Raw genomic sequence first — 17,760 nt, 5'->3', positions numbered from 1 at the left:
GAGCTCAAGCGGTTTTATTATTCTATTACCAGCGAACAGACAGACGGGTACCTGCGTGTCCCCCTTCTTCTATCAAATCAACCATGGCTTTAGCGTAATCTGCATAGGAAATCTTGCTGATACCATCTACATCAGTTGTAAAGATTTCTCCCTCAAGAACATATTCACCTTTAGCTGGAGCTTGTGCATCAAAATCAGCTGCTGGACTGAGATAAGTCCACGCAAGTCCTGTACTCTTACGCAAGAAATCCAAGCCTTCTTTCATAGCTGTCGCAAGTGGACGGTATTCTTCTGGGAAGTTTGGATCTTCTGATAAAGTTACACCTCCAACTTCTGTCAGATAAAGGGAACCAGCGCCTCCGACAACATAGAAAGGAATATCTGAATCTTTCAAAACAGCTGCGAGATGTTGCAAGGTTTCAGTATGCAAGTAAAGCAAATTTTCTTGGAAAACACCAAAAGCAGTAACCACCACATCAAAATCTTTTAAGTCTGTTGCTTCTAAATCCATAATATCTTTTGCTAAGACATTCTTCGCAAGACTTTTATTCTCTGAGCGAACAACTGCAGTCACATCGTGACCACGCTCCAAAGCTTCTTTTACAATCGCTTGACCAGCTTGGCCATTTGCAGCAAGAACAGCAATTTTCATCATTTACATCTCCTGTAACTTTTTTTTTTACAACTAGTGTACACAAATATCTTTTGGCTGTCAATTAAAATGTTTAAGAATCAATTCTTTTTCTAAATTCCCCAACAGTTTTCGATAATTTCCTTTCTAATTCACCAAATTATAAAAACTGACCTTCACAGATCAGTTTTCAATTCCTTGTATTTTTTCTTGACTGGTAGCTAAAAGACCAGCTAAGGTTTTCCCTTTGAGCCTCTCTTCCATAGCTAATTGGACTTCCTCCAGATGCTCATCAAGAACCTGATGAATCGTTCGTCCTACGTCACAATTCGGATTGGGCTGTTCATGGTAACGGAAAAGCTTATCGGCACCAATCCCTCCAGTTGCCTGATAGATATCGTAGAGACGAATATTTTGGGGAGCTTTCGTGAGTTCAACTCCAGCAATTCCTCGTCTTGTTTGAATCAGTTGCGAATTCTTCAGTTGTGACATAACTTTGCGAACAATCACAGGATTGACACCGATGCTACCAGCTAAATCTTCACTCGATAGGATTTCCTGTTCTTCTTGTCTTGCAACAAGAACCAAAATATGGACCCCGATACTAAAACGATTGGATATTTGCATCTCCTACCTCCTAGCGACGATTGAAACTCTTCATTTGCCGATCAATATCTCGATTTTGCTCACGGCGTTTAATTGATTCACGCTTATCGTAATCTTTTTTACCTTTAGCAAGTCCCAATAGTAATTTAGCGTAACCGTCTTTTAAGTACACCTTGAGAGGAACTAGCGTCATTCCTGTTCCCTTGATCTCCTGTTCCAACTTCTGAATTTGTTTTTTATGGAGGAGGAGCTTGCGACGGCGTTCCGGATCCTGATTCCAGATATTGCCTTCTTCATAAGGGGCAATGTGGACATTGCTTAGCCAAACTTCACCGTTTTTAATCTGCGCAAAGCCATCCTTGAGTGTAATCCGAGCCGCACGAATGCTTTTAATTTCCGTTCCAGTCAGAACCATCCCAGCTTCGATGGTATCGACGATAGTATAGTCGTGACGTGCTTTCTTATTTTGAGCGACGACCTTTCCCTCTCCTTTGGCCATGACGACCTCCTTTTTTTACTTGTTTTTTGTAAAATGGTTGGGACTGTTCCCGTTTCTTCTTGCGCTCGCGCTGCGAGCGCTTAGAACGGGAGGACTTCTTCTCCACCTCGCCACCAGCTAGATAGGCAAAATCGATTTCTCCAGTCTCTTTATCGGCCCGTTCAACCCGAATGCGAATCGGCTGTCCGATTCTAAAAGTTGTACCAGTACGTTCACCACGCAGAGATAGAGTTCGTTCATCGAAATGGTAAAACTCAGGTAGGTTGGTAACATGGATCAATCCTTCAACCGTATTGGGAAGTTCTACAAAAATCCCAAATTTCACCACCGAAGCAATGACACCATCAAACTCCTGCCCCACAAAGTCTGACATAAACTCCGCTTTCTTCATGGATTCCACAAAACGCTCAGCATCAATCGCTCGACGTTCCCGATTGGAAGACTGACTAGCAATCGCCGGTAATACTTCTTGGAAATGAGCCGCTTTTTCTGTACTCTTCCGATAATCCCGCATCATTCGGTGCACCATTAAATCTGGATAGCGCCGAATCGGACTTGTAAAGTGGGTGTAGAAAGGAGCAGCCAAGCCATAATGTCCATCATGGTTATGCTCCGAATAACGAGCCTGCTGCATGCTCCGCAAGAGCATCATCGCTAAAACCTCTTCATAGACCTGTCCCTTGGCAGCTGCCATAATATCCTGAAGAGATGCTTGGGTCATCTTGGAGGCTGTACCATAAATCCGTAAGCCAAAGCTAGCTGTAAAATCAATAAATTTTTGCAATTTCTCAGCCTTAGGATCTTCGTGAATACGATAAATAAACGGTAAATCCTTACGGTAGAAATGCTCCGCAACAGTCTCATTGGCCACTAGCATAAAGGATTCAATCATTCGCTCCGCCAAGCCTCGTTGACGTAAAACAATATCAACGGGCTTTCCGTTCGCATTGACTAAAATTTTAGCCTCATTGGTATCAAAATTAAGAGCCCCGCGATCCACCCGCATTTGCTCCAAAATTTTGTGCAAATCCACCATAGCTGACACAGATTCCAGTAATTCTGGATAAGCTTGAATCACCTCATCTTGCCCAGCAATCATCGCGTTCACATCCGAATAAGTCATCCGTTGGCTAGTTTTGATAACTGTTTCAGCCAATTGGTATCGGACCACTTTTCCTCGACGGTCAATCTCCATAATAGCCGACTGGGTTAGACGATCCACCTGCGGATTCAAAGAACAAATACCATTAGACAGACGTTCCGGTAACATGGGTACAACACGATCCGTCACATAGACTGATGTTCCACGCTCTAGAGCTTCCTTGTCCAAAGCAGAGCCTTCCTTCACATAATAAGAAACATCCGCAATATGAACACCTAGCTCAAAGTTCCCACCATCCAAACGCTTAATATGGACAGCATCATCCAAATCTTTGGCATCTGCTCCATCAATAGTAAAGGTTAATTCTGAACGCAGGTCTAGTCTTCCTTCCATATCTTTGGCACTAGGAACATCTGGAATTGCTTCAGCTTCCGCTAAAACAGCATCCGGGAAAGTCGATACAATATCCATCGATTCTAGAACCTCTAAGACGTCAATACCTGTATCATCTACCTGACCTACAATTTCAATCAAGTCTGCGACAAAATAAGGATGTTTTTTATTCGGATAGTCACGAATTGCTAACTTCACAACCTCCGTTCCCTGTAATTCGAAATCTCCTTTTTGAATATAAATCGGTTGATTAATCTTCTGATTACGAGAACGAATATATGCTGGGTACTTGGACTTCCCTTCTTCCAAAATGACCTTTCCAACAATCCGTGTCAAAGAGCGTTCAAGGACTTCCACAATCTTACCTTCCGCAGAGCTGCCTTTCATACGATCTGCAACTTTGAGAATCTCTACTCGAACCCTGTCCCCATCAATCGCATGATTCACCAGGTCTCGACCAATAAAGACATCTGGTTCGGTCTCATCAACCGTCACAAAACCAAATCCCGATTTATGGGCATGAAAAATCCCTTCAAGTTTAGGAACTACGTTTTTTTTCCTAACTTCTTTCAGAGCTATCGTCCCCTCATCCGTGAAAGACAACTTTCCCTGCCCTTCTAAACGGGAGATTTCTTTGACCAGATTCGTAAATCCCTTGGCGCTTTTCATTCCCAAGGAATCCCCTAACTGATCCACTGACATTGGCCCAGACTCTTTCAATAGGGCCATCATTTTTTCTTTCATTTATACCTCTCAAAAAAGGGCGGTTGCACGCAAGACCTCTGGTCTTACTCCAACTCGCCCTAAATACTTAAATACTTGATAACACGGCTAAAACCAAGGCAATCGCTAGCCAAAAAAAGACCAACACAGCAGTTGTTCGCTGCATAACTGCCTCGAATCCCCGAGCTTTTGTACGTTCAAATAGATCACCGCCACTAGAATCAAACACATTAGAAGATTGATTCTTAGTTGGTTGCATAAAAATGACCATGACCAAAATAACAGATAGGACTAAAAATACAGTTAATAATAATTGAAACATTGCCAAACTCCTTCAAATCCCTTCTATATTAGCATAGTTTCCCCAACTTGTAAACCATCGACCATCCCTACTTCATTTCCTGATGAGTCGTTACCTGACGCTCCTTAGGACAATATTTAAGCACCTCGATTCGATCTGGATGCGATTGAGGATTTTTACTACTGATATAATTTTGACTGCCACAAGATTGGCAACGCAATTGAATTTTAATTCTCATACACCCTCATCTATTTATGGATTAAACATACTTCCTCAAATCAGACAAGGCCTGATCAATTTGCTGGTAAAGTTGCTCTAAATGCCCCCGATTGTCCAAAATAAGACTGGCTAAGGGCCTTTTCTGCGCTAATGACCACTGACTGACCAGACGCTTACGTGCCTCTAGCTCTGAGAGACCATTTCGCCGCATCAGACGCTTCAATTGAGTCGTCTCATCAACATCAACCAACCAGATTGACTCAAACCAACCGTCATAATCCTCTTCAAACAAAAGTGGAATATCAAAAAAAACAACTTGTCCAGACCTCTGAGCCTGCTCTAATTCAGCTGCCAAAGCCTCCCGAATCACACGTCCCTGCTCACGCTTAGACCAAGCACGTAAATCTACATCTGAAAAGAAACGTTGAGCCAGTAAAGTTCGATTGAGGTTCCCTGTCTCATCTAAAATCTCATCTCCCAAATATCCCACTAATAGCTGATATAAGGGGCCTCCAGGAAGCTGTAACTCATGAACAACTTGATCCGCATCCACCACCTTATAGCCCTGTTGCCGTAAATAGTGGGTCACTTGGCTTTTTCCGGAAGCAATACCACCCGTTAAGCCGATTATTTTGGATTTCATAACTTCTGACAGCGGGGACAAATATGGGTCCCCCTTCCTCCAACTTTGAATTTTTCAATAGCTCGACCGCAACGAGGACAGGGTTGTCCTTCTTGACCGTAAACCTTCAAGACTTCCTGCATAGTGCCAGCCTGCCCCAATGCGTTCTTATAGGTTCGAATAGTAGATCCGCCACGAGCCACTCCTTCAGCTAAGACTTCAATAATAGCCTTCCGAAGTTGAGTAATCTTTCGGGCAGATAAACTGGAAGCCTGACGCAAGGGGTGAATCCTAGCCTGCCATAAAACCTCATCCACATAGATATTCCCTAAACCAGCCACAAGCCGTTGCTCTAAAAGAAGTGATTTTACAGGTTTGCGTGACTTCTCTAAGCCCTCTCGGAATTCCTTCAAACGAAAAGCCTCTTCAACTGGTTCTGGACCTAGTTTCTTAGACTGAAAATAGGCTTCTAGAGCATCCTTTTCCAAATAGTCTAAGGTTCCAAACTTCCGAACTTCCTGATAAACTAAGCGAGATCCATCTTCAAAATCGATCAGAACATGCTGGTGTTTCAAGGTCTTTTGTGGTTCTTCTTGAAAGAAAAATTTTCCTTCCATGCGTAAATGAGATAACAAAACATGCTTCCCCAAGTCAAAAATGAGGTACTTGCCTCGCCGCTGAACATCTTGAATTTCCTGACCTAGCAGGTCATGGACCAAAGTCTCAGCTCCTGTCCGCACCATCGGTGAATAGAGAACCGTCACTTGAGTAATCACTTTGCCTTTTAATAATGGAGAAAGACCGCGGCGAACGGTCTCTACTTCAGGTAATTCTGGCATTAGTATTCCTTTTCGTTGTAACCAAAATCGGCCAAATCCAATTTCTTATCTCGCCAATTTTTCTTAACCTTGACCCAAGTCTCTAGGAAAACTTTGTCTCCTAACATAGTCTCAATATCTTTCCGGGCTAAAGTACCAATCTTCTTAAGCATGGCACCTCCCTTACCAATAACAATACCTTTTTGACTAGATCTCTCCACCATAATGGTAGCCTGAATGTGAATTTTATCTGTCTCCTCATCTCGCTTCATACTGTCAACAACCACAGCGATTGAATGCGGAACCTCTTCCCGCGTCAAATGGAGCACTTTTTCACGAATCATCTCAGATACTAAGAAACGCTCTGGATGGTCAGTAATCATGTCCTCTGGGAAGTATTGGACCCCTTCATCAAGATTTTCTGACAAGACATCAATCAAGTGCGATACATTGTTCCCTTGAAGAGCAGAAATCGGAATAATCTCCTTAAAGTCCATCTGATCCTTGAAATCCTGGATTTGATCCAAGAGTTGTTCAGGATTTACCTTATCCAATTTGTTAACAACAAGAATCACTGGAACTTTAGCCTGTTTCAGGCGTTCGATAATCATATCATCTCCCTTACCACGAGGCTCATCAGCAGGCACCATAAAGAGAACGGTATCCACCTCACGAAGGGTTGAATAGGCGGCATCAACCATAAAGTCCCCTAAAGCCGTTTTAGGCTTATGAATACCAGGGGTATCAATAAAGACGATTTGTTCCTCTGGGGTTGTATAAATCCCCATGATTTTATTCCGTGTCGTTTGTGCTTTATCACTCATGATGGCAATTTTTTGCCCCATAACATGATTCAAAAAGGTCGATTTCCCAACATTAGGACGACCTAAAATCGCCACAAAACCTGATTTAAAAGACATTCATTCTCCTTATACTTAAAAAAATAGATTCCAAATTTTAGGTACAAAAATAATTAGACCTGTAATCACAGCATAACCAGAGAAGAACAAAACCGCTCCTGCAGCCATGTCCTTCGCATGTTTAGCCAGCATGGAAAAATGATAATTGGAAGCCAAGTCCACAACGTTTTCAATCGCTGAGTTTACAATCTCTAGGGTAATCACCATAAAAATACTCAACAACAAAAAGAGCCACTCAATAGCTGAAACTTGAAAAATCAAACCCGCAACAATCACGAGAAATCCTGAAACTAAATGCTTCCGCATATTAGCCTCTTCTTTAAAAGCCGTGATAATCCCCGTCAGGGCAAATTCCAAACTAGAGACAAGATCTCGATTTTTCCACTTGCGTTTATTCCCTTGTGAGTCCATAAGCTGTCAATATCTCTTCCTGTAATCCAAACATTTCTGCTTCTTCTTCGGGAGTGTAATGGTCATAACCATTAATGTGTAAAAAACCATGGACAGCTAAGAAGCCCATTTCCCGTTCAAAAGAATGCCCGTAATCAGCAGCCTGCTCCAAAGCCCGGTCTACCGAAATATACAATTCTCCAATATAGGCATCGAACTCTCCCATGAGTTCAGCTAAGTCTGCCTCATCCATTCCTTCAAAAGAAATCGAATCTTCTGGTTTGTATTCCAAACTGACAACATCAGTCGGACGGTCCATTCCACGATATTCCAGATTCACTTGGTGGATACGCTCATTGTCTACAAAGGTGATGGCCATTTCTTTGTCTTCTTTTCCAATTCGCTTAGCTGCCGATTCAACCAGTTTTTCAATATCAACCATCATATCCTTGGACACACGCCCAGTCTCATCCTGCATTTCAATATACATGGCAAACCCTCATTCATATCTATTATTTCCATTATAGCATATCTCCAGACCTCCTGTCTGAAAATCACCTATTGACTTACCTTAAAGCGACCCAATTTTACCGTTCAGAACGTTTTGAAGACATTTCATAACATTAAGCAGAAATAGAATAACTGCGGAGTTATAATAAAAAGAACTGGCCTTGATTCATTATAAAACAATTAGAGGTTAGCATGAATATTCGCTTTTACATAACTTTAGTCACTAATCCCCTATTGCAATTCGAATAGATAAGTAAGAGGAACGAATAATCCCAGTCAAACTTTTAAATGAGATGAACCAACTCGCCACAACTGAGCTTATATCCATTCAAAGAGACGGGGCAACAGAAGCGAACCTGTCCTTTAGCTGATTTTACGGAGCCTTCAAAGGCATTGCCTTCTTCTCCCAAACTATCCCGCTCATGCCCCCACAACTCTACACAGCCTGCGCAGTTATCGGTGCAGTAGTCGCTATCCCCTTCCCCCATTAACCTCAAAACCCTGAGCTGGCAGAATGCCGCTCAGGGTTTTACACTGTTCAATTGAAAAATCCAGAATCAAACCAGTCAACAGAAACTATGCGAGTCCCACTAGACTACCTCGATCTCCTGTTTCTTGGCTCGGGATAGTCAAAGAGTCAGGAATTGACGATTTGAGTTTTTAAGGAATGAACGTGAAACGTTCTAACATTACTCCACTGGACTGCCTCGCCATCCTATTTCTTGGCTCGGGGTAAAACTCTCCACTGGAGAGTTTTACTTATCTCCTTTGTTCCGGATCACAAAGCCAGTTTTCTTTTCACTGGAGGTTTTTTTGGGGGTGTTTTTACGGTAACGACCTTCTTTTTCGAAGCGGTCGTTGCGACGGTTACCTTTGTAGTTATCTCGACGGTTGCGATCTCGACGATCATTGCGGTCACGATTACCAGATCGGTAACCTCCTTCGCGGCGACCACGACCTCCTCCACGCTGTCCATTTCCAGACGGTTTGAATGGTAATGGTTTCTCACGAGCAATCTCTACCTCAGGTAAGCTATCTGGATCCTGAACCACCAAGGTTAGAATATAAGCTGCCAGTTCTTCTGGAGAGAATTCACTAGCCAACTGAATAGCATCCTTGCTAACTTTTGCAGCTTTAGCTGCAAAGTCTTCTGCCGCAAAATCACGTTCAATTTTCTTAAGAGCAACTTGTTTTTTGGCTTGGTAAGCTTCTTCCGCTGTTGGCGGTTTAAGACCCTTCATACGTTTTTTGGTCAAATTTTCAATGATTTGAAGGTACCCCATCTCGTTTGGAGAAACAAAGGTTACAGATTGACCTGATTTCCCAGCACGACCAGTCCGACCAATTCTATGAACATAGCTTTCTGGATCTTGCGGAATATCGTAGTTATAGACGTGAGTCACTCCCGAAATATCCAAACCACGCGCTGCTACATCTGTCGCAACCAAAACATCTAAATTACCGTTTTTAAAATCACGGAGAACACGAAGACGCTTGCCTTGATCCAAGTCTCCATGGATTCCCTCTGCGCGATACCCACGAATCTTCAAGCCCCGTGTCAACTCATCTACACGACGTTTAGTCCGTCCAAAGACAATCGCCAATTCAGGTTGCTCAACATCCATGATGCGTGTCATCGTATCAAACTTCTCCTGCTCCTTGATACGAATATAATATTGATCAACCAATTCGGTTGTTAACTCTTTGGCTGCAATTTTCACATGCTCAGGCTCTTGCATAAACTGTACGCCGATTCGCTTAATCGCATCTGGCATAGTCGCTGAGAATAAAAGCGTTTGACGCTCAGCTGGGACACGCTCAATAATCGCTTCAATATCATCCAAGAAGCCCATATTCAACATCTCGTCCGCTTCATCCAAGATCAAAGTCTCAATCTTATCTAGTTTCAAAGCCTTACGCTTAATCAAGTCTAAGAGACGACCTGGCGTACCTACGACAATATGTGCTCCCGCCTTCAAAGCCTTGATTTGCTTCTCGATACTTGAGCCCCCGTAAACAGAGCGCACGCGCACTCCTTTAGAACGGCCAAAGCGGAACAACTCCTCCTGACTTTGCACTGCCAACTCCCGCGTCGGTGCAATCACTAAAGCTTGAATCGTTGCTTCTTGGGGTCTAATTTTTTCCAATGTTGGCAAACCAAAAGCAGCCGTTTTCCCTGTACCAGTCTGTGCCTGTCCAATAACATCTTTACCAGTCAAAGCCAAGGGAATCGTCTGCTCCTGAATGGGACTTGCTTCTTCAAAACCAGCCTTCTCAATCTCTGTCAATAATTCTTGCGATAAACCTAATTCTATAAATTTCAATGGTCTCTTCTTTCTATCAATCAATTGGGATGGGAACTCTTTACAATCTCGGCCCCTGTTCCCAGGAACGGGCGATGAGATGCCATCCTTTTGAGCATACGCTTCCATCCCACCAACTTAATTGTAACCTATCTAGTATACCACAATACACCTTGAAATAGAGAAAAAGTCCCTCATTTTCACAAAAAGATGAAAATAAAGGAGGAGGCTTTCCCCTCACTCCGTAACACCTTACTCAAATAAATAATTTCCAACACGATTTTCCATCTAACAAGATAAAAAGTATTTGGAATAGGTAAAGTAAAAAGCCTGTTGTTACAGGCTTTTTCAACGTAGTTTCATCCACCCTGAGAGAAAAAGGGAGGAAATAATAGAATCACATAGAGCGAAATATCCCCTAATCTTAGGGATTTTATTGAATTATTTTTACATACTTTAACTATATTTTCTAAAGTTTTGGGGCGAATTTGGGGCAAAAAAACCACTCCTAAATCGGAGTGGCTGGCGTTAGAAAATCAATGGAACCTTTCCATAAATTTTTATCTATTGTAACATATTTCTGCGCTCTTGGATAAGCTGAGTGAGTTCGTCCAGGTCTTCGAGGGTGGCTAGATTTTTGACGAAACTTCTAGCAGTTGAACGTTTATTGATATAAGCCTTACGTTCTTTGTTAGCTTCGTCCCACTTTTTATTAGCTCGCTTTTGTGATTCTGATACTGCCATACTCCCCTCCTACTTAAAAACGCACCAAAGGATTACGAAAAAGATAATCCAGCCAATCAACGCTTTCCAATCAAATTTATGGCGTTCAATTTTAAAAGATACTTTCAATCCCATGATTTTTTTGTTATGATAAGCATAACCCCCGAAGGGGCGAGTGGGTTAGTCCCACTCGATTGTTATGGTTAAGTCAAAGATAAGAATGTTGAAGCGAATTTTCAGACTTATCTTTGGCTTTTTTCTATGCTTTGCCATAACTTCCTCCTTTCTATATTTATATTATATACGCTTTTGCGTATATTGTCAAGAGGTATTCGAAAAAAGTTTAAGTTTTTTTGTAATGAAAAAGCCCTCCGCGGGGAGGGGGTTAGTCTTCTTCCTTATACTTGATAACCAAAGAATCGTTATCTTTCAACATCTTTTGAATATTGATAACCGGAAGAATAAAATTAGGAAATTCATTACCTCTAGTAATCATATCTGATACCATTGGACGAATATATGACCAAAGGATAGCTAATCCATTTTCGGTTAAAAAGTTTTCAAACTTAATATCATACTCAGAAGGATCGTAGTCAAATTCAAATTCACCCACAATATCAACAACCAACTCGAATGCGGAATCAGTTAGACTAATATCGCCTTGTTTAGTGTTCAAATTAATATACGCCTTACTATCTCCAACAATTGTGATAGCTGCAGATAATTCAGGCTTTAAATTTAAAACCTCAACGCTAGGGTCAAAGTTAGAATTCCTTTTGTAAGACAACTCATTTAGAAAATAATCTTTAAATTTCAATGATGACATTATGCTGCTACCTCTTTACCTTTTAGAATCTGACTTTTTGCAGTGTAGCCAGTATAATCGTATTTATTATTTACCGATACCCCGTAAACATGACCTTCTCCACCTGTAGAGATTCCATACACATCACTCCTATATCTCAACGCCCTATTCTCTTTCAAGAGAGTTTCAGAAGAGTAACTCTTTTCGAGATGAACTTCTTCTTCAAAATAATTTCTTTCAGACAAGTCATCTAGGTAGAGTTCAAAACCTTCTGTATCGATATTGTCTGCTTTAATATTGCGGATCAACTCTTGAAACATAGGAGAATCTGATAATGAATAATTTTCTGTTCCTAAAAATTTAGATAATAAACTCATTTTATCCCTCCTTTTTCTAAAGCATTTAACTAAGATAAGTCTGTGATGCAATCTTTATTTCTAATACAAATTTCAGTTCCATTGTTACCATCAATTACAGGCAGGAAATCTATATCTGTATAGGTCTCAGATCGAACCGCATCATAATTATTATTATACTCAGCCGCCAAGTCTAATAATAATTCTATCAGCAATCCTTGATTTTGATTCAGTTTAGATGCCCGTTTCTTAGCACCATCATCTTTTATATCTACCAAATGAAGGGCTAGTTTATCGTCAAATTCTTTTTTAAATTCATCTAATATCGCTAACCCTGTTTCATCTAAGACAAAAATTTTCTCTGATGAATCAAACTTCAACCTTGCTTTGATTAGTTCTGGTTTTACATCTTTCTCCTCCAACTCTTTTGATTTGTATTTTTGGACATACGCTGAAGCAATGGTTTTACCACTATCATTTGCGAACGGAAGAAAGAAATATGTACCATTTCCTAAATCATTTGGATGACGTTGCGGCTTTACCCCAGGTTTATATTTTTCGTATTTAAACCCATGTGCTAAAATACAATTCTTTCTCACATTGGTTGTCCCATGCCAAGCAGGATAAATTTCAACAACCATTTTTTGAAACTCTCCGATTCTCATTTCTAGAGAAAATTATATCGCTTTATTAGAACTTTTTCTACTTTTTTCTGTTTTTTCAATAATTTTTTCTACATAAATGCGATTTAGACTAACGCAAAAAAGCCCCTCCGGATCTCTCCAGAGGGGCAATTCATTACTTCTTCACCGCACCAAAACTTAGAATGTCTTCTTCTGTAAACACACCGAGTTCATAGTAACAACGAATCAAAATCTGCTGATTGCGACGTGAGGGAGCACTAGTATCTGTCGCATTATACATAGCCTTGCTGAAGTCATAGACTGATGAATCTTTAACTGGATTCGTGACCTTGGCCAAATTCCAAAAGCGAGCCACATTGCTGACGTTTCTCCAATCTGCTGCACTAATTGACCCATTCGCTTGTCTCATCAAAGTCAGAATCACACGATACTCGGACAATCGTACATCAGTTATTGGTGAACTGTCTGGATAAATGTAAGCTCGTCTATCGACGTTGCCCAAGGTCAAATTAGCGCCATTGTCAAAACGAAATACCCACGGATCAACAGAGCGGTCTAAAAACCACCCTGTAGGCCCATATCGTTCAGGCGCTGTGTTGGCTTTCAACTCTTTAATGTCTTGACCAACCGCCTTAATAAAATCAAGTAGATTCTTCATAGACTAGGCCTTTGCTTGATTGTAGACGGCAACCAAATCCAATGCTTCGATGTCGTCAAATTTCTGACCAAGTTCCGCAAGTTTGGCAACCACTGCTGCTTCTGCTTGACCATTCATATTCGTAATAGCGTCTGCAATTTCTTTCAGTGTATCAAATTGCTCCGGAACACCTTCACCCAACAATTCCGATTTGAGCGCCTGGCTAGCTTGCTCGATTGCTGTATTCAAATCTGAAACGCTGACTTTTTCGCCAAGCGACTGCTTCAACTCCTTATAGTCAACACCGACCGCAGTAGCGAATGCTGTTAGTTTTTCTGTATTTAGTGACATATCTTTAAACCTTTCCTAAATTATAAAATAAAAGCAAATCCGGAGTGTTTTCTTCTTTGGTTTCCTCCACATACTTTTTAACAATCTCTTTTAAAGAATAGAGTTCAATCCCTTTTTCAGAAACAAACTCGCCTAAATTCTCATTGACCTGGATAGTTTCGGAGTTAGAGGACGGAAAGACATAGCCCACATGTTCAATTTCAACTGTGTAAGTTCCGATTGGTAAAGCTTTTTCTAACTTGAACTCTACAACGTTCTCGACAACTTCTGCCTCAATCTCAAGCATACCCCTATCAGTATGAATCAACTGCACCCTAGCAGCTCCAGACAGGGTCTTTTCGTCATGGGTTAATAGTTTGTAGCGGAAGATGGAAGAGGTATCTCTTTGCTTGATTTTGCGCCCTGATTGGCGCTCTAGTTTTGTTTGGTTGGATGTTTTCATAAATCCCTCCATGAAAAAAGGAGTCGAATCCGACCCCTTTCAGCTATTCAAAAGAACCAAAGCTAGTTACACGACGACCATTTTCAGACCGACCGACTGCTACATAGCGCCGGTTTCCAGACTGAGCGATGTAAGTGATCCAGATGTAGCCATCAAGATCGCAGTAGCCGTCATAGTGAATTTTTTGCCCTGGTGTATATACTGCGACTACTTCTGCGTTAAGTCCAGCCGCTGCACGCACATTCAAAGCAGAAACTTCTACCGTGAAAGTCCCAGTTTCTTCGTGAATTGTGCCATCGCCGTTTGGTGTTGGTAATGCATGAGCTGGTGAGTCTGAGACGGGATAGTAGAACCAACCAACAACTCCGTCAAAACCACGGGTCGCATAGCGGGCTGGACCTCCTACAATCAAACTATCCGCATTACCATCAATATTTTGCTCGATAGTCTGCATAGTATATCCGTCAGAATCCGAAATAACCAACCCTGTGTGACCGTAAGGATGACCCCAAATATAAGTCGTATCCATAACAAATACCGCACCAGCTCGTGGTTTAGAGTCCAAGTTACCAGCCTCGTTGTACTCCACTTCCCAGCCAAGTCCTGCCGCCGCATTAAGCAAGTCAATTGCATTTCCCCAAAGAGTTTTACCGAAAAATCGACTAGCGATTCCGTTTGGCAAATCCACACATTGTGTGCCAAAATAACCATCTTGATCCCAACCTTGTCCTGCATTCGCTAAATTTTCTGCAAAGCTAATAATTTCATTCAGTGTTGCCATCTTTATTTTCTCCTTTGTCTGTAATATTTAAATTAGCTTCAACTAAAGACTGAGCCAACTGGCTGGCTTTTTTCTTTTTCTGGTTGATATACGGTTTCAAGAACTCAGGAAAACCTAAACCAATAACTTCCCAGTTTTCGATAATGGAACCCAGGTAATTAAAATTAAAAAACATAACCCAAGCTATCCCGAAAGGTCGCACTCCCAGAGCTCGAGAGTATGTTCCTACAAGAATAATCGTTGCAAAAACGAGGAGATGTTTTAACATTCCCCAAGTACCCGTCTTACTATCAAATGTCTTGGTTTTTCCAGCTTTTATGTAACCCGTAATAATATCAATCCACATCAACCAAAAGAAAGCATGAATATAGGGGCTGTTGGTCAGCCCCCTCAGATGTAAAAATAGTTCACTAGTTACCAAATCCGGTAGGATTGGTTGATACATACTATTTACCTCCCTCTTCCGTTCCTGATTCGATTTCGGATAAATCTAAAAGTTCTTTCACCTTGGCACGGTACCGTTTTGGCACTTGCTCAAGAGTAATCCACCCACGTTCAATCTGCATTGCAAAAAAGTTAATCATCATAGCCTGTTCTCCTTTAAAGTTATTCTTCAATGTCTGTAGTATCTTCATCATTTTTGAAAATCATTTCATTAACGGTCATGCTGACTGTTTGAATCATCTTTTCAGATTCATCCAGCGCCTTTTTCATCTTGTCCATCATATCGTCAAACTGGGCGATTTTCTCACCCATGATATTGAATTTCTCATTCTCAGCCCGCCGTGGGAAGTTCTGATTGTAGATTTCATCCAGTGCTAACTCAAATAATTCAGTGTCTGATTTCTCAATAACATCTGGACTGAGAAAGACTGGATAGACCGCACCTTCCGCATTGCCAAGATTGATTTGTGCTTTAGATGGATGTCCGTCTGCTCCATAGCGTAAAGATTTTGATTGGTATTCAAGTTTCATAATGTGTTTCCTTTCTACACTATAAATGTGATTTGAGCGTTGACAACATAGTTTCCTTTGATAGTGCCACCTAAGAAGAACCAAGAGCCGTCAGATTCGATTTGGACTTTAGCGATATTGTTATCAACCGCCCACATAGCAACATTCTCCATGATTTTGTAAGGCGGTCTGTACTCTTCTGGAAGTTTTGTAAAACTTATATCAGTTCCTTTTGTCAATCTGACTTCAACAAGTTTGATAGTCACAATCTCACCAATTCGTTTGACGCTAATACCTTCTTGCAATTGTCTCCACTCAGTTCTTATTGGCACTTCTTCCTTAAAAGCATACTCTTTCCAAGGTGTCCAATTTCCTGCGTTTCTAGTGCGAACAAATCGACGACCAGTCCCTTTTTCAATTAAATCTTGAGAAAGATAATTGTCCGACTCAGAATAGACTGCTACATAAAACTGACCTCTAAAATCTCCTAAAGGCCCATTCTTTGGCTCATTAACAGAAAAGAATTGATTGACTGTTTTTAGGTTTAAGTCCATTGTTCGTGACGCATTGTAGGTTGACCTTCCGCCTTTTGAAGTTAAGGCGTGATACTGTATGTGTTTATTATCGATGATTAGATTTCCATCAATATAGACATCTCCTTTGACATCTGCTGCTCCACGTTCCCACGGTTTCTTGATTCCGACTCCGTCCGGTGTATAGGACAGAACCACTTGTTCGGGTGGAATTTGGAAAACAAATTCTGTAGAGGTGAAGGAATCTTCCAAGACTCCCTTAATCGTCCAAGAACTAGTTCCAGAGTAACTACCAGTGAGTTGAGCTTCCGCATTGACAAATTCAAAAGTAGAGGTCCACTCACCGCCCGCTGGGCCATTTGCTGCCGTATAATTTGTAGATTGACCTCTTGCTGAAAAGAATCGCAACTTCATACGATTCTTGTTTCCAAGACTTGCAACCTTAGCATTCCGATTAATAACTAGAATATCTTGTAAAGCTCCGGTCCGCTTAACGCTAAAAGACAGAACTGGTGCATGGTATGACTCAAATCGAATCTTCTTATCAACCGGAGCAGATTCACGACCACGGCTATCGATAACCGTTGCCCGAACAGTAACTTCACCGCTGCGGTCGATAACCCCAAAGGTGCCGTTATTTTCTGTCACTGTCTGATTACTCCCTAAGACAACTGCCTTATAGCCTTTAATAGTCGAACCTCGGACACCTTGAGCCACACCAAAGTTTACCTTAACCTTAGATAGGATTTGAACAAAAGGTCCATCGGGTAGCTTACGTTTTACTACGTCGCTACCTTCAGACAAACTGAAATTGCTAAGAGTTGGTTTAACTGAATCCGGAACTGTGACATTTGTTGAAAAAGACCGAGTCCCTAACTTCCTTCCGCCACTATAGGTGTCCACATGGATTTGGCCAGTTCCTGTCGTTGCATTTGGGTAGAGATCACAGAGATCCATGGGTGGTGTCCAGGTCGTGGAAGTTGCCACATTAGATGCAACTGTTCCCGATTTACTCCCAAATTCATAACGGATGGTGTGAGTATATCCTGCTTTGACCGGTTGAATGGTGATGGTCATAGGTGAGCCAATCACTCCACTTGGAACTGTGGCAGAACTTGCCCTTGCAATATCTGCTAGCTTATAGCTCTGCTGACCAATGTTCAAGGTATTAGGGGAATACCCTCCCCCACCTTGTAAGCGAGCGGTCATATTGGCTGTCTTAGAACCATCATCATTGTGAGCGACCGTAATAGTCTTATCTATCAGCTGAATACTGGAGTTATTTGAAAGCATAGCTGGTGAGCCAGAATAAGATAAGGTTTGCCCATCTACAGTTACACTCGCATTGATTTGATAACCCGTAAAAGTCCAGCCCCTGTTCAAGAGATGAGCTCGTACACGAATTTGACTGGTATTAGCTTCTACATTTTGGGAGGTGGTATCCAACCATACCCGAAGACGAAAGCCGCGGTCGTCATTTGACCAAAATTCTGCCAT

Annotated in this window: 24 protein-coding genes; all 24 read right to left on the bottom strand. The window is 41.5% G+C overall.

The features are described from left to right. Positions 1-25 precede the first annotated feature (25 nt). Positions 26-652 (bottom strand): NAD(P)-dependent oxidoreductase, encoded by a 627-nt coding sequence (locus ACXM1Q_RS02050; RefSeq protein ID WP_458515727.1) that lies wholly within the window; start codon positions 650-652, stop codon positions 26-28. A gap of 162 nt (positions 653-814) precedes the next feature. Further along, a complete protein-coding gene (locus tag ACXM1Q_RS02045; protein ID WP_458515685.1) occupies positions 815-1,258 on the bottom strand; it encodes an Rrf2 family transcriptional regulator in 444 nt (147 codons plus the stop codon). A gap of 10 nt (positions 1,259-1,268) precedes the next feature. Continuing rightward, positions 1,269-1,736, bottom strand: a complete 468-nt coding sequence (smpB, locus tag ACXM1Q_RS02040; protein WP_458515683.1) for an SsrA-binding protein SmpB — start codon at positions 1,734-1,736, stop codon at positions 1,269-1,271. Then, positions 1,699-3,975, bottom strand: a complete 2,277-nt coding sequence (gene rnr / locus ACXM1Q_RS02035) for a ribonuclease R (RefSeq protein WP_458515681.1) — start codon at positions 3,973-3,975, stop codon at positions 1,699-1,701. The genes smpB and rnr overlap by 38 nt, the downstream gene beginning before the upstream one ends. Positions 3,976-4,042: 67 nt before the next feature. Then, the gene (gene secG / locus ACXM1Q_RS02030) at positions 4,043-4,276 is read right to left on the bottom strand and encodes a preprotein translocase subunit SecG (protein WP_135038454.1); all 234 of its coding nucleotides are present in this window, start codon (positions 4,274-4,276) and stop codon (positions 4,043-4,045) included. A 67-nt stretch (positions 4,277-4,343) separates the two neighbouring features. Next, the gene (rpmG, locus tag ACXM1Q_RS02025) at positions 4,344-4,493 is read right to left on the bottom strand and encodes a 50S ribosomal protein L33 (RefSeq protein ID WP_135038452.1); all 150 of its coding nucleotides are present in this window, start codon (positions 4,491-4,493) and stop codon (positions 4,344-4,346) included. A gap of 21 nt (positions 4,494-4,514) precedes the next feature. After that, on the bottom strand, positions 4,515-5,117 hold the full coding sequence (gene coaE / locus ACXM1Q_RS02020) for a dephospho-CoA kinase (RefSeq protein ID WP_458515678.1): 603 nt from the start codon (positions 5,115-5,117) through the stop codon (positions 4,515-4,517). Continuing rightward, entirely contained in the window at positions 5,114-5,935 is an 822-nt protein-coding gene (gene mutM / locus ACXM1Q_RS02015; protein WP_458515676.1) for a DNA-formamidopyrimidine glycosylase, read from the bottom strand. Before mutM ends, coaE begins: the two co-directional genes overlap by 4 nt. Continuing rightward, the gene (era, locus tag ACXM1Q_RS02010; protein ID WP_458515674.1) at positions 5,935-6,834 is read right to left on the bottom strand and encodes a GTPase Era; all 900 of its coding nucleotides are present in this window, start codon (positions 6,832-6,834) and stop codon (positions 5,935-5,937) included. The genes mutM and era overlap by 1 nt, the downstream gene beginning before the upstream one ends. 15 nt (positions 6,835-6,849) lie before the next feature. Next, the gene (locus ACXM1Q_RS02005) at positions 6,850-7,245 is read right to left on the bottom strand and encodes a diacylglycerol kinase family protein (RefSeq protein ID WP_135038444.1); all 396 of its coding nucleotides are present in this window, start codon (positions 7,243-7,245) and stop codon (positions 6,850-6,852) included. Next, a complete protein-coding gene (gene ybeY / locus ACXM1Q_RS02000) occupies positions 7,226-7,714 on the bottom strand; it encodes an rRNA maturation RNase YbeY (RefSeq protein ID WP_458515672.1) in 489 nt (162 codons plus the stop codon). Before ybeY ends, ACXM1Q_RS02005 begins: the two co-directional genes overlap by 20 nt. Before the next feature lie 775 nt (positions 7,715-8,489). Continuing rightward, the gene (locus ACXM1Q_RS01995) at positions 8,490-10,058 is read right to left on the bottom strand and encodes a DEAD/DEAH box helicase (protein WP_458515669.1); all 1,569 of its coding nucleotides are present in this window, start codon (positions 10,056-10,058) and stop codon (positions 8,490-8,492) included. A gap of 543 nt (positions 10,059-10,601) precedes the next feature. Beyond that, positions 10,602-10,781: a hypothetical protein gene (locus ACXM1Q_RS01990; protein ID WP_458515667.1), complete on the bottom strand. Its 180-nt coding sequence runs from the start codon at positions 10,779-10,781 to the stop codon at positions 10,602-10,604. A gap of 364 nt (positions 10,782-11,145) precedes the next feature. After that, the gene (locus ACXM1Q_RS01985) at positions 11,146-11,586 is read right to left on the bottom strand and encodes a preprotein translocase subunit SecB (protein WP_458515665.1); all 441 of its coding nucleotides are present in this window, start codon (positions 11,584-11,586) and stop codon (positions 11,146-11,148) included. Then, positions 11,586-11,942 (bottom strand): hypothetical protein, encoded by a 357-nt coding sequence (locus ACXM1Q_RS01980; protein WP_458515663.1) that lies wholly within the window; start codon positions 11,940-11,942, stop codon positions 11,586-11,588. Before ACXM1Q_RS01980 ends, ACXM1Q_RS01985 begins: the two co-directional genes overlap by 1 nt. 29 nt (positions 11,943-11,971) lie before the next feature. Beyond that, positions 11,972-12,562, bottom strand: a complete 591-nt coding sequence (locus tag ACXM1Q_RS01975) for a hypothetical protein (RefSeq protein ID WP_458515661.1) — start codon at positions 12,560-12,562, stop codon at positions 11,972-11,974. Between the two features lie 157 nt (positions 12,563-12,719). Beyond that, complete coding sequence (locus ACXM1Q_RS01970) at positions 12,720-13,223, bottom strand: hypothetical protein (protein ID WP_458515659.1); 504 nt, start codon at positions 13,221-13,223, stop codon at positions 12,720-12,722. Positions 13,224-13,226: 3 nt separating this feature from the next. Then, positions 13,227-13,553: a hypothetical protein gene (locus ACXM1Q_RS01965; RefSeq protein WP_458515657.1), complete on the bottom strand. Its 327-nt coding sequence runs from the start codon at positions 13,551-13,553 to the stop codon at positions 13,227-13,229. 4 nt (positions 13,554-13,557) lie between these two features. Further along, positions 13,558-13,995, bottom strand: coding sequence for a hypothetical protein (locus tag ACXM1Q_RS01960; RefSeq protein WP_458515655.1), 438 nt, complete (start codon positions 13,993-13,995; stop codon positions 13,558-13,560). A 43-nt stretch (positions 13,996-14,038) separates the two neighbouring features. Then, entirely contained in the window at positions 14,039-14,776 is a 738-nt protein-coding gene (locus ACXM1Q_RS01955; RefSeq protein ID WP_458515653.1) for a CHAP domain-containing protein, read from the bottom strand. Next, the gene (locus ACXM1Q_RS01950) at positions 14,760-15,221 is read right to left on the bottom strand and encodes a phage holin family protein (protein ID WP_458515651.1); all 462 of its coding nucleotides are present in this window, start codon (positions 15,219-15,221) and stop codon (positions 14,760-14,762) included. Before ACXM1Q_RS01950 ends, ACXM1Q_RS01955 begins: the two co-directional genes overlap by 17 nt. Before the next feature lies 1 nt (position 15,222). Next, on the bottom strand, positions 15,223-15,363 hold the full coding sequence (locus ACXM1Q_RS01945; protein WP_458515649.1) for a CD1375 family protein: 141 nt from the start codon (positions 15,361-15,363) through the stop codon (positions 15,223-15,225). A 19-nt stretch (positions 15,364-15,382) separates the two neighbouring features. Beyond that, on the bottom strand, positions 15,383-15,751 hold the full coding sequence (locus ACXM1Q_RS01940; RefSeq protein ID WP_458515647.1) for a DUF1366 domain-containing protein: 369 nt from the start codon (positions 15,749-15,751) through the stop codon (positions 15,383-15,385). Positions 15,752-15,765: 14 nt separating this feature from the next. Next, positions 15,766-17,760, bottom strand: coding sequence for a DUF859 family phage minor structural protein (locus ACXM1Q_RS01935; protein WP_458515645.1), 1,995 nt, complete (start codon positions 17,758-17,760; stop codon positions 15,766-15,768).

The sequence above is a fragment of the Streptococcus sp. 10F2 genome (genome assembly GCF_054331515.2).
Note: the sequence above shows the minus strand (reverse complement) of the source record. Positions and strands in the feature narration are given on the sequence as shown.

What these genes read in the sequence shown, in the direction of transcription:
- smpB (WP_458515683.1), bottom strand. Translation starts at nt 1,736, where the DNA reads ATGGCCAAAGGAGAGGGAAAGGTCGTCGCTCAAAATAAGAAAGCACGT.
- ACXM1Q_RS01970 (WP_458515659.1), bottom strand. Translation starts at nt 13,223, where the DNA reads ATGAAGAATCTACTTGATTTTATTAAGGCGGTTGGTCAAGACATTAAA.
- ACXM1Q_RS01945 (WP_458515649.1), bottom strand. Translation starts at nt 15,363, where the DNA reads ATGATGATTAACTTTTTTGCAATGCAGATTGAACGTGGGTGGATTACT.
- ACXM1Q_RS01950 (WP_458515651.1), bottom strand. Translation starts at nt 15,221, where the DNA reads ATGTATCAACCAATCCTACCGGATTTGGTAACTAGTGAACTATTTTTA.
- rnr (WP_458515681.1), bottom strand. Translation starts at nt 3,975, where the DNA reads ATGAAAGAAAAAATGATGGCCCTATTGAAAGAGTCTGGGCCAATGTCA.
- ACXM1Q_RS02050 (WP_458515727.1), bottom strand. Translation starts at nt 652, where the DNA reads ATGAAAATTGCTGTTCTTGCTGCAAATGGCCAAGCTGGTCAAGCGATT.
- ACXM1Q_RS01935 (WP_458515645.1), bottom strand. Translation starts at nt 17,760, where the DNA reads ATGGCAGAATTTTGGTCAAATGACGACCGCGGCTTTCGTCTTCGGGTA.
- ACXM1Q_RS01985 (WP_458515665.1), bottom strand. Translation starts at nt 11,586, where the DNA reads ATGTCATCATTGAAATTTAAAGATTATTTTCTAAATGAGTTGTCTTAC.
- mutM (WP_458515676.1), bottom strand. Translation starts at nt 5,935, where the DNA reads ATGCCAGAATTACCTGAAGTAGAGACCGTTCGCCGCGGTCTTTCTCCA.
- ACXM1Q_RS02005 (WP_135038444.1), bottom strand. Translation starts at nt 7,245, where the DNA reads ATGGACTCACAAGGGAATAAACGCAAGTGGAAAAATCGAGATCTTGTC.
- ACXM1Q_RS01940 (WP_458515647.1), bottom strand. Translation starts at nt 15,751, where the DNA reads ATGAAACTTGAATACCAATCAAAATCTTTACGCTATGGAGCAGACGGA.
- ybeY (WP_458515672.1), bottom strand. Translation starts at nt 7,714, where the DNA reads ATGTATATTGAAATGCAGGATGAGACTGGGCGTGTGTCCAAGGATATG.
- ACXM1Q_RS01965 (WP_458515657.1), bottom strand. Translation starts at nt 13,553, where the DNA reads ATGTCACTAAATACAGAAAAACTAACAGCATTCGCTACTGCGGTCGGT.
- secG (WP_135038454.1), bottom strand. Translation starts at nt 4,276, where the DNA reads ATGTTTCAATTATTATTAACTGTATTTTTAGTCCTATCTGTTATTTTG.
- ACXM1Q_RS01955 (WP_458515653.1), bottom strand. Translation starts at nt 14,776, where the DNA reads ATGGCAACACTGAATGAAATTATTAGCTTTGCAGAAAATTTAGCGAAT.
- ACXM1Q_RS01980 (WP_458515663.1), bottom strand. Translation starts at nt 11,942, where the DNA reads ATGAGTTTATTATCTAAATTTTTAGGAACAGAAAATTATTCATTATCA.
- ACXM1Q_RS01960 (WP_458515655.1), bottom strand. Translation starts at nt 13,995, where the DNA reads ATGAAAACATCCAACCAAACAAAACTAGAGCGCCAATCAGGGCGCAAA.
- ACXM1Q_RS01990 (WP_458515667.1), bottom strand. Translation starts at nt 10,781, where the DNA reads ATGGCAGTATCAGAATCACAAAAGCGAGCTAATAAAAAGTGGGACGAA.
- era (WP_458515674.1), bottom strand. Translation starts at nt 6,834, where the DNA reads ATGTCTTTTAAATCAGGTTTTGTGGCGATTTTAGGTCGTCCTAATGTT.
- ACXM1Q_RS01975 (WP_458515661.1), bottom strand. Translation starts at nt 12,562, where the DNA reads ATGGTTGTTGAAATTTATCCTGCTTGGCATGGGACAACCAATGTGAGA.
- coaE (WP_458515678.1), bottom strand. Translation starts at nt 5,117, where the DNA reads ATGAAATCCAAAATAATCGGCTTAACGGGTGGTATTGCTTCCGGAAAA.
- ACXM1Q_RS02045 (WP_458515685.1), bottom strand. Translation starts at nt 1,258, where the DNA reads ATGCAAATATCCAATCGTTTTAGTATCGGGGTCCATATTTTGGTTCTT.
- rpmG (WP_135038452.1), bottom strand. Translation starts at nt 4,493, where the DNA reads ATGAGAATTAAAATTCAATTGCGTTGCCAATCTTGTGGCAGTCAAAAT.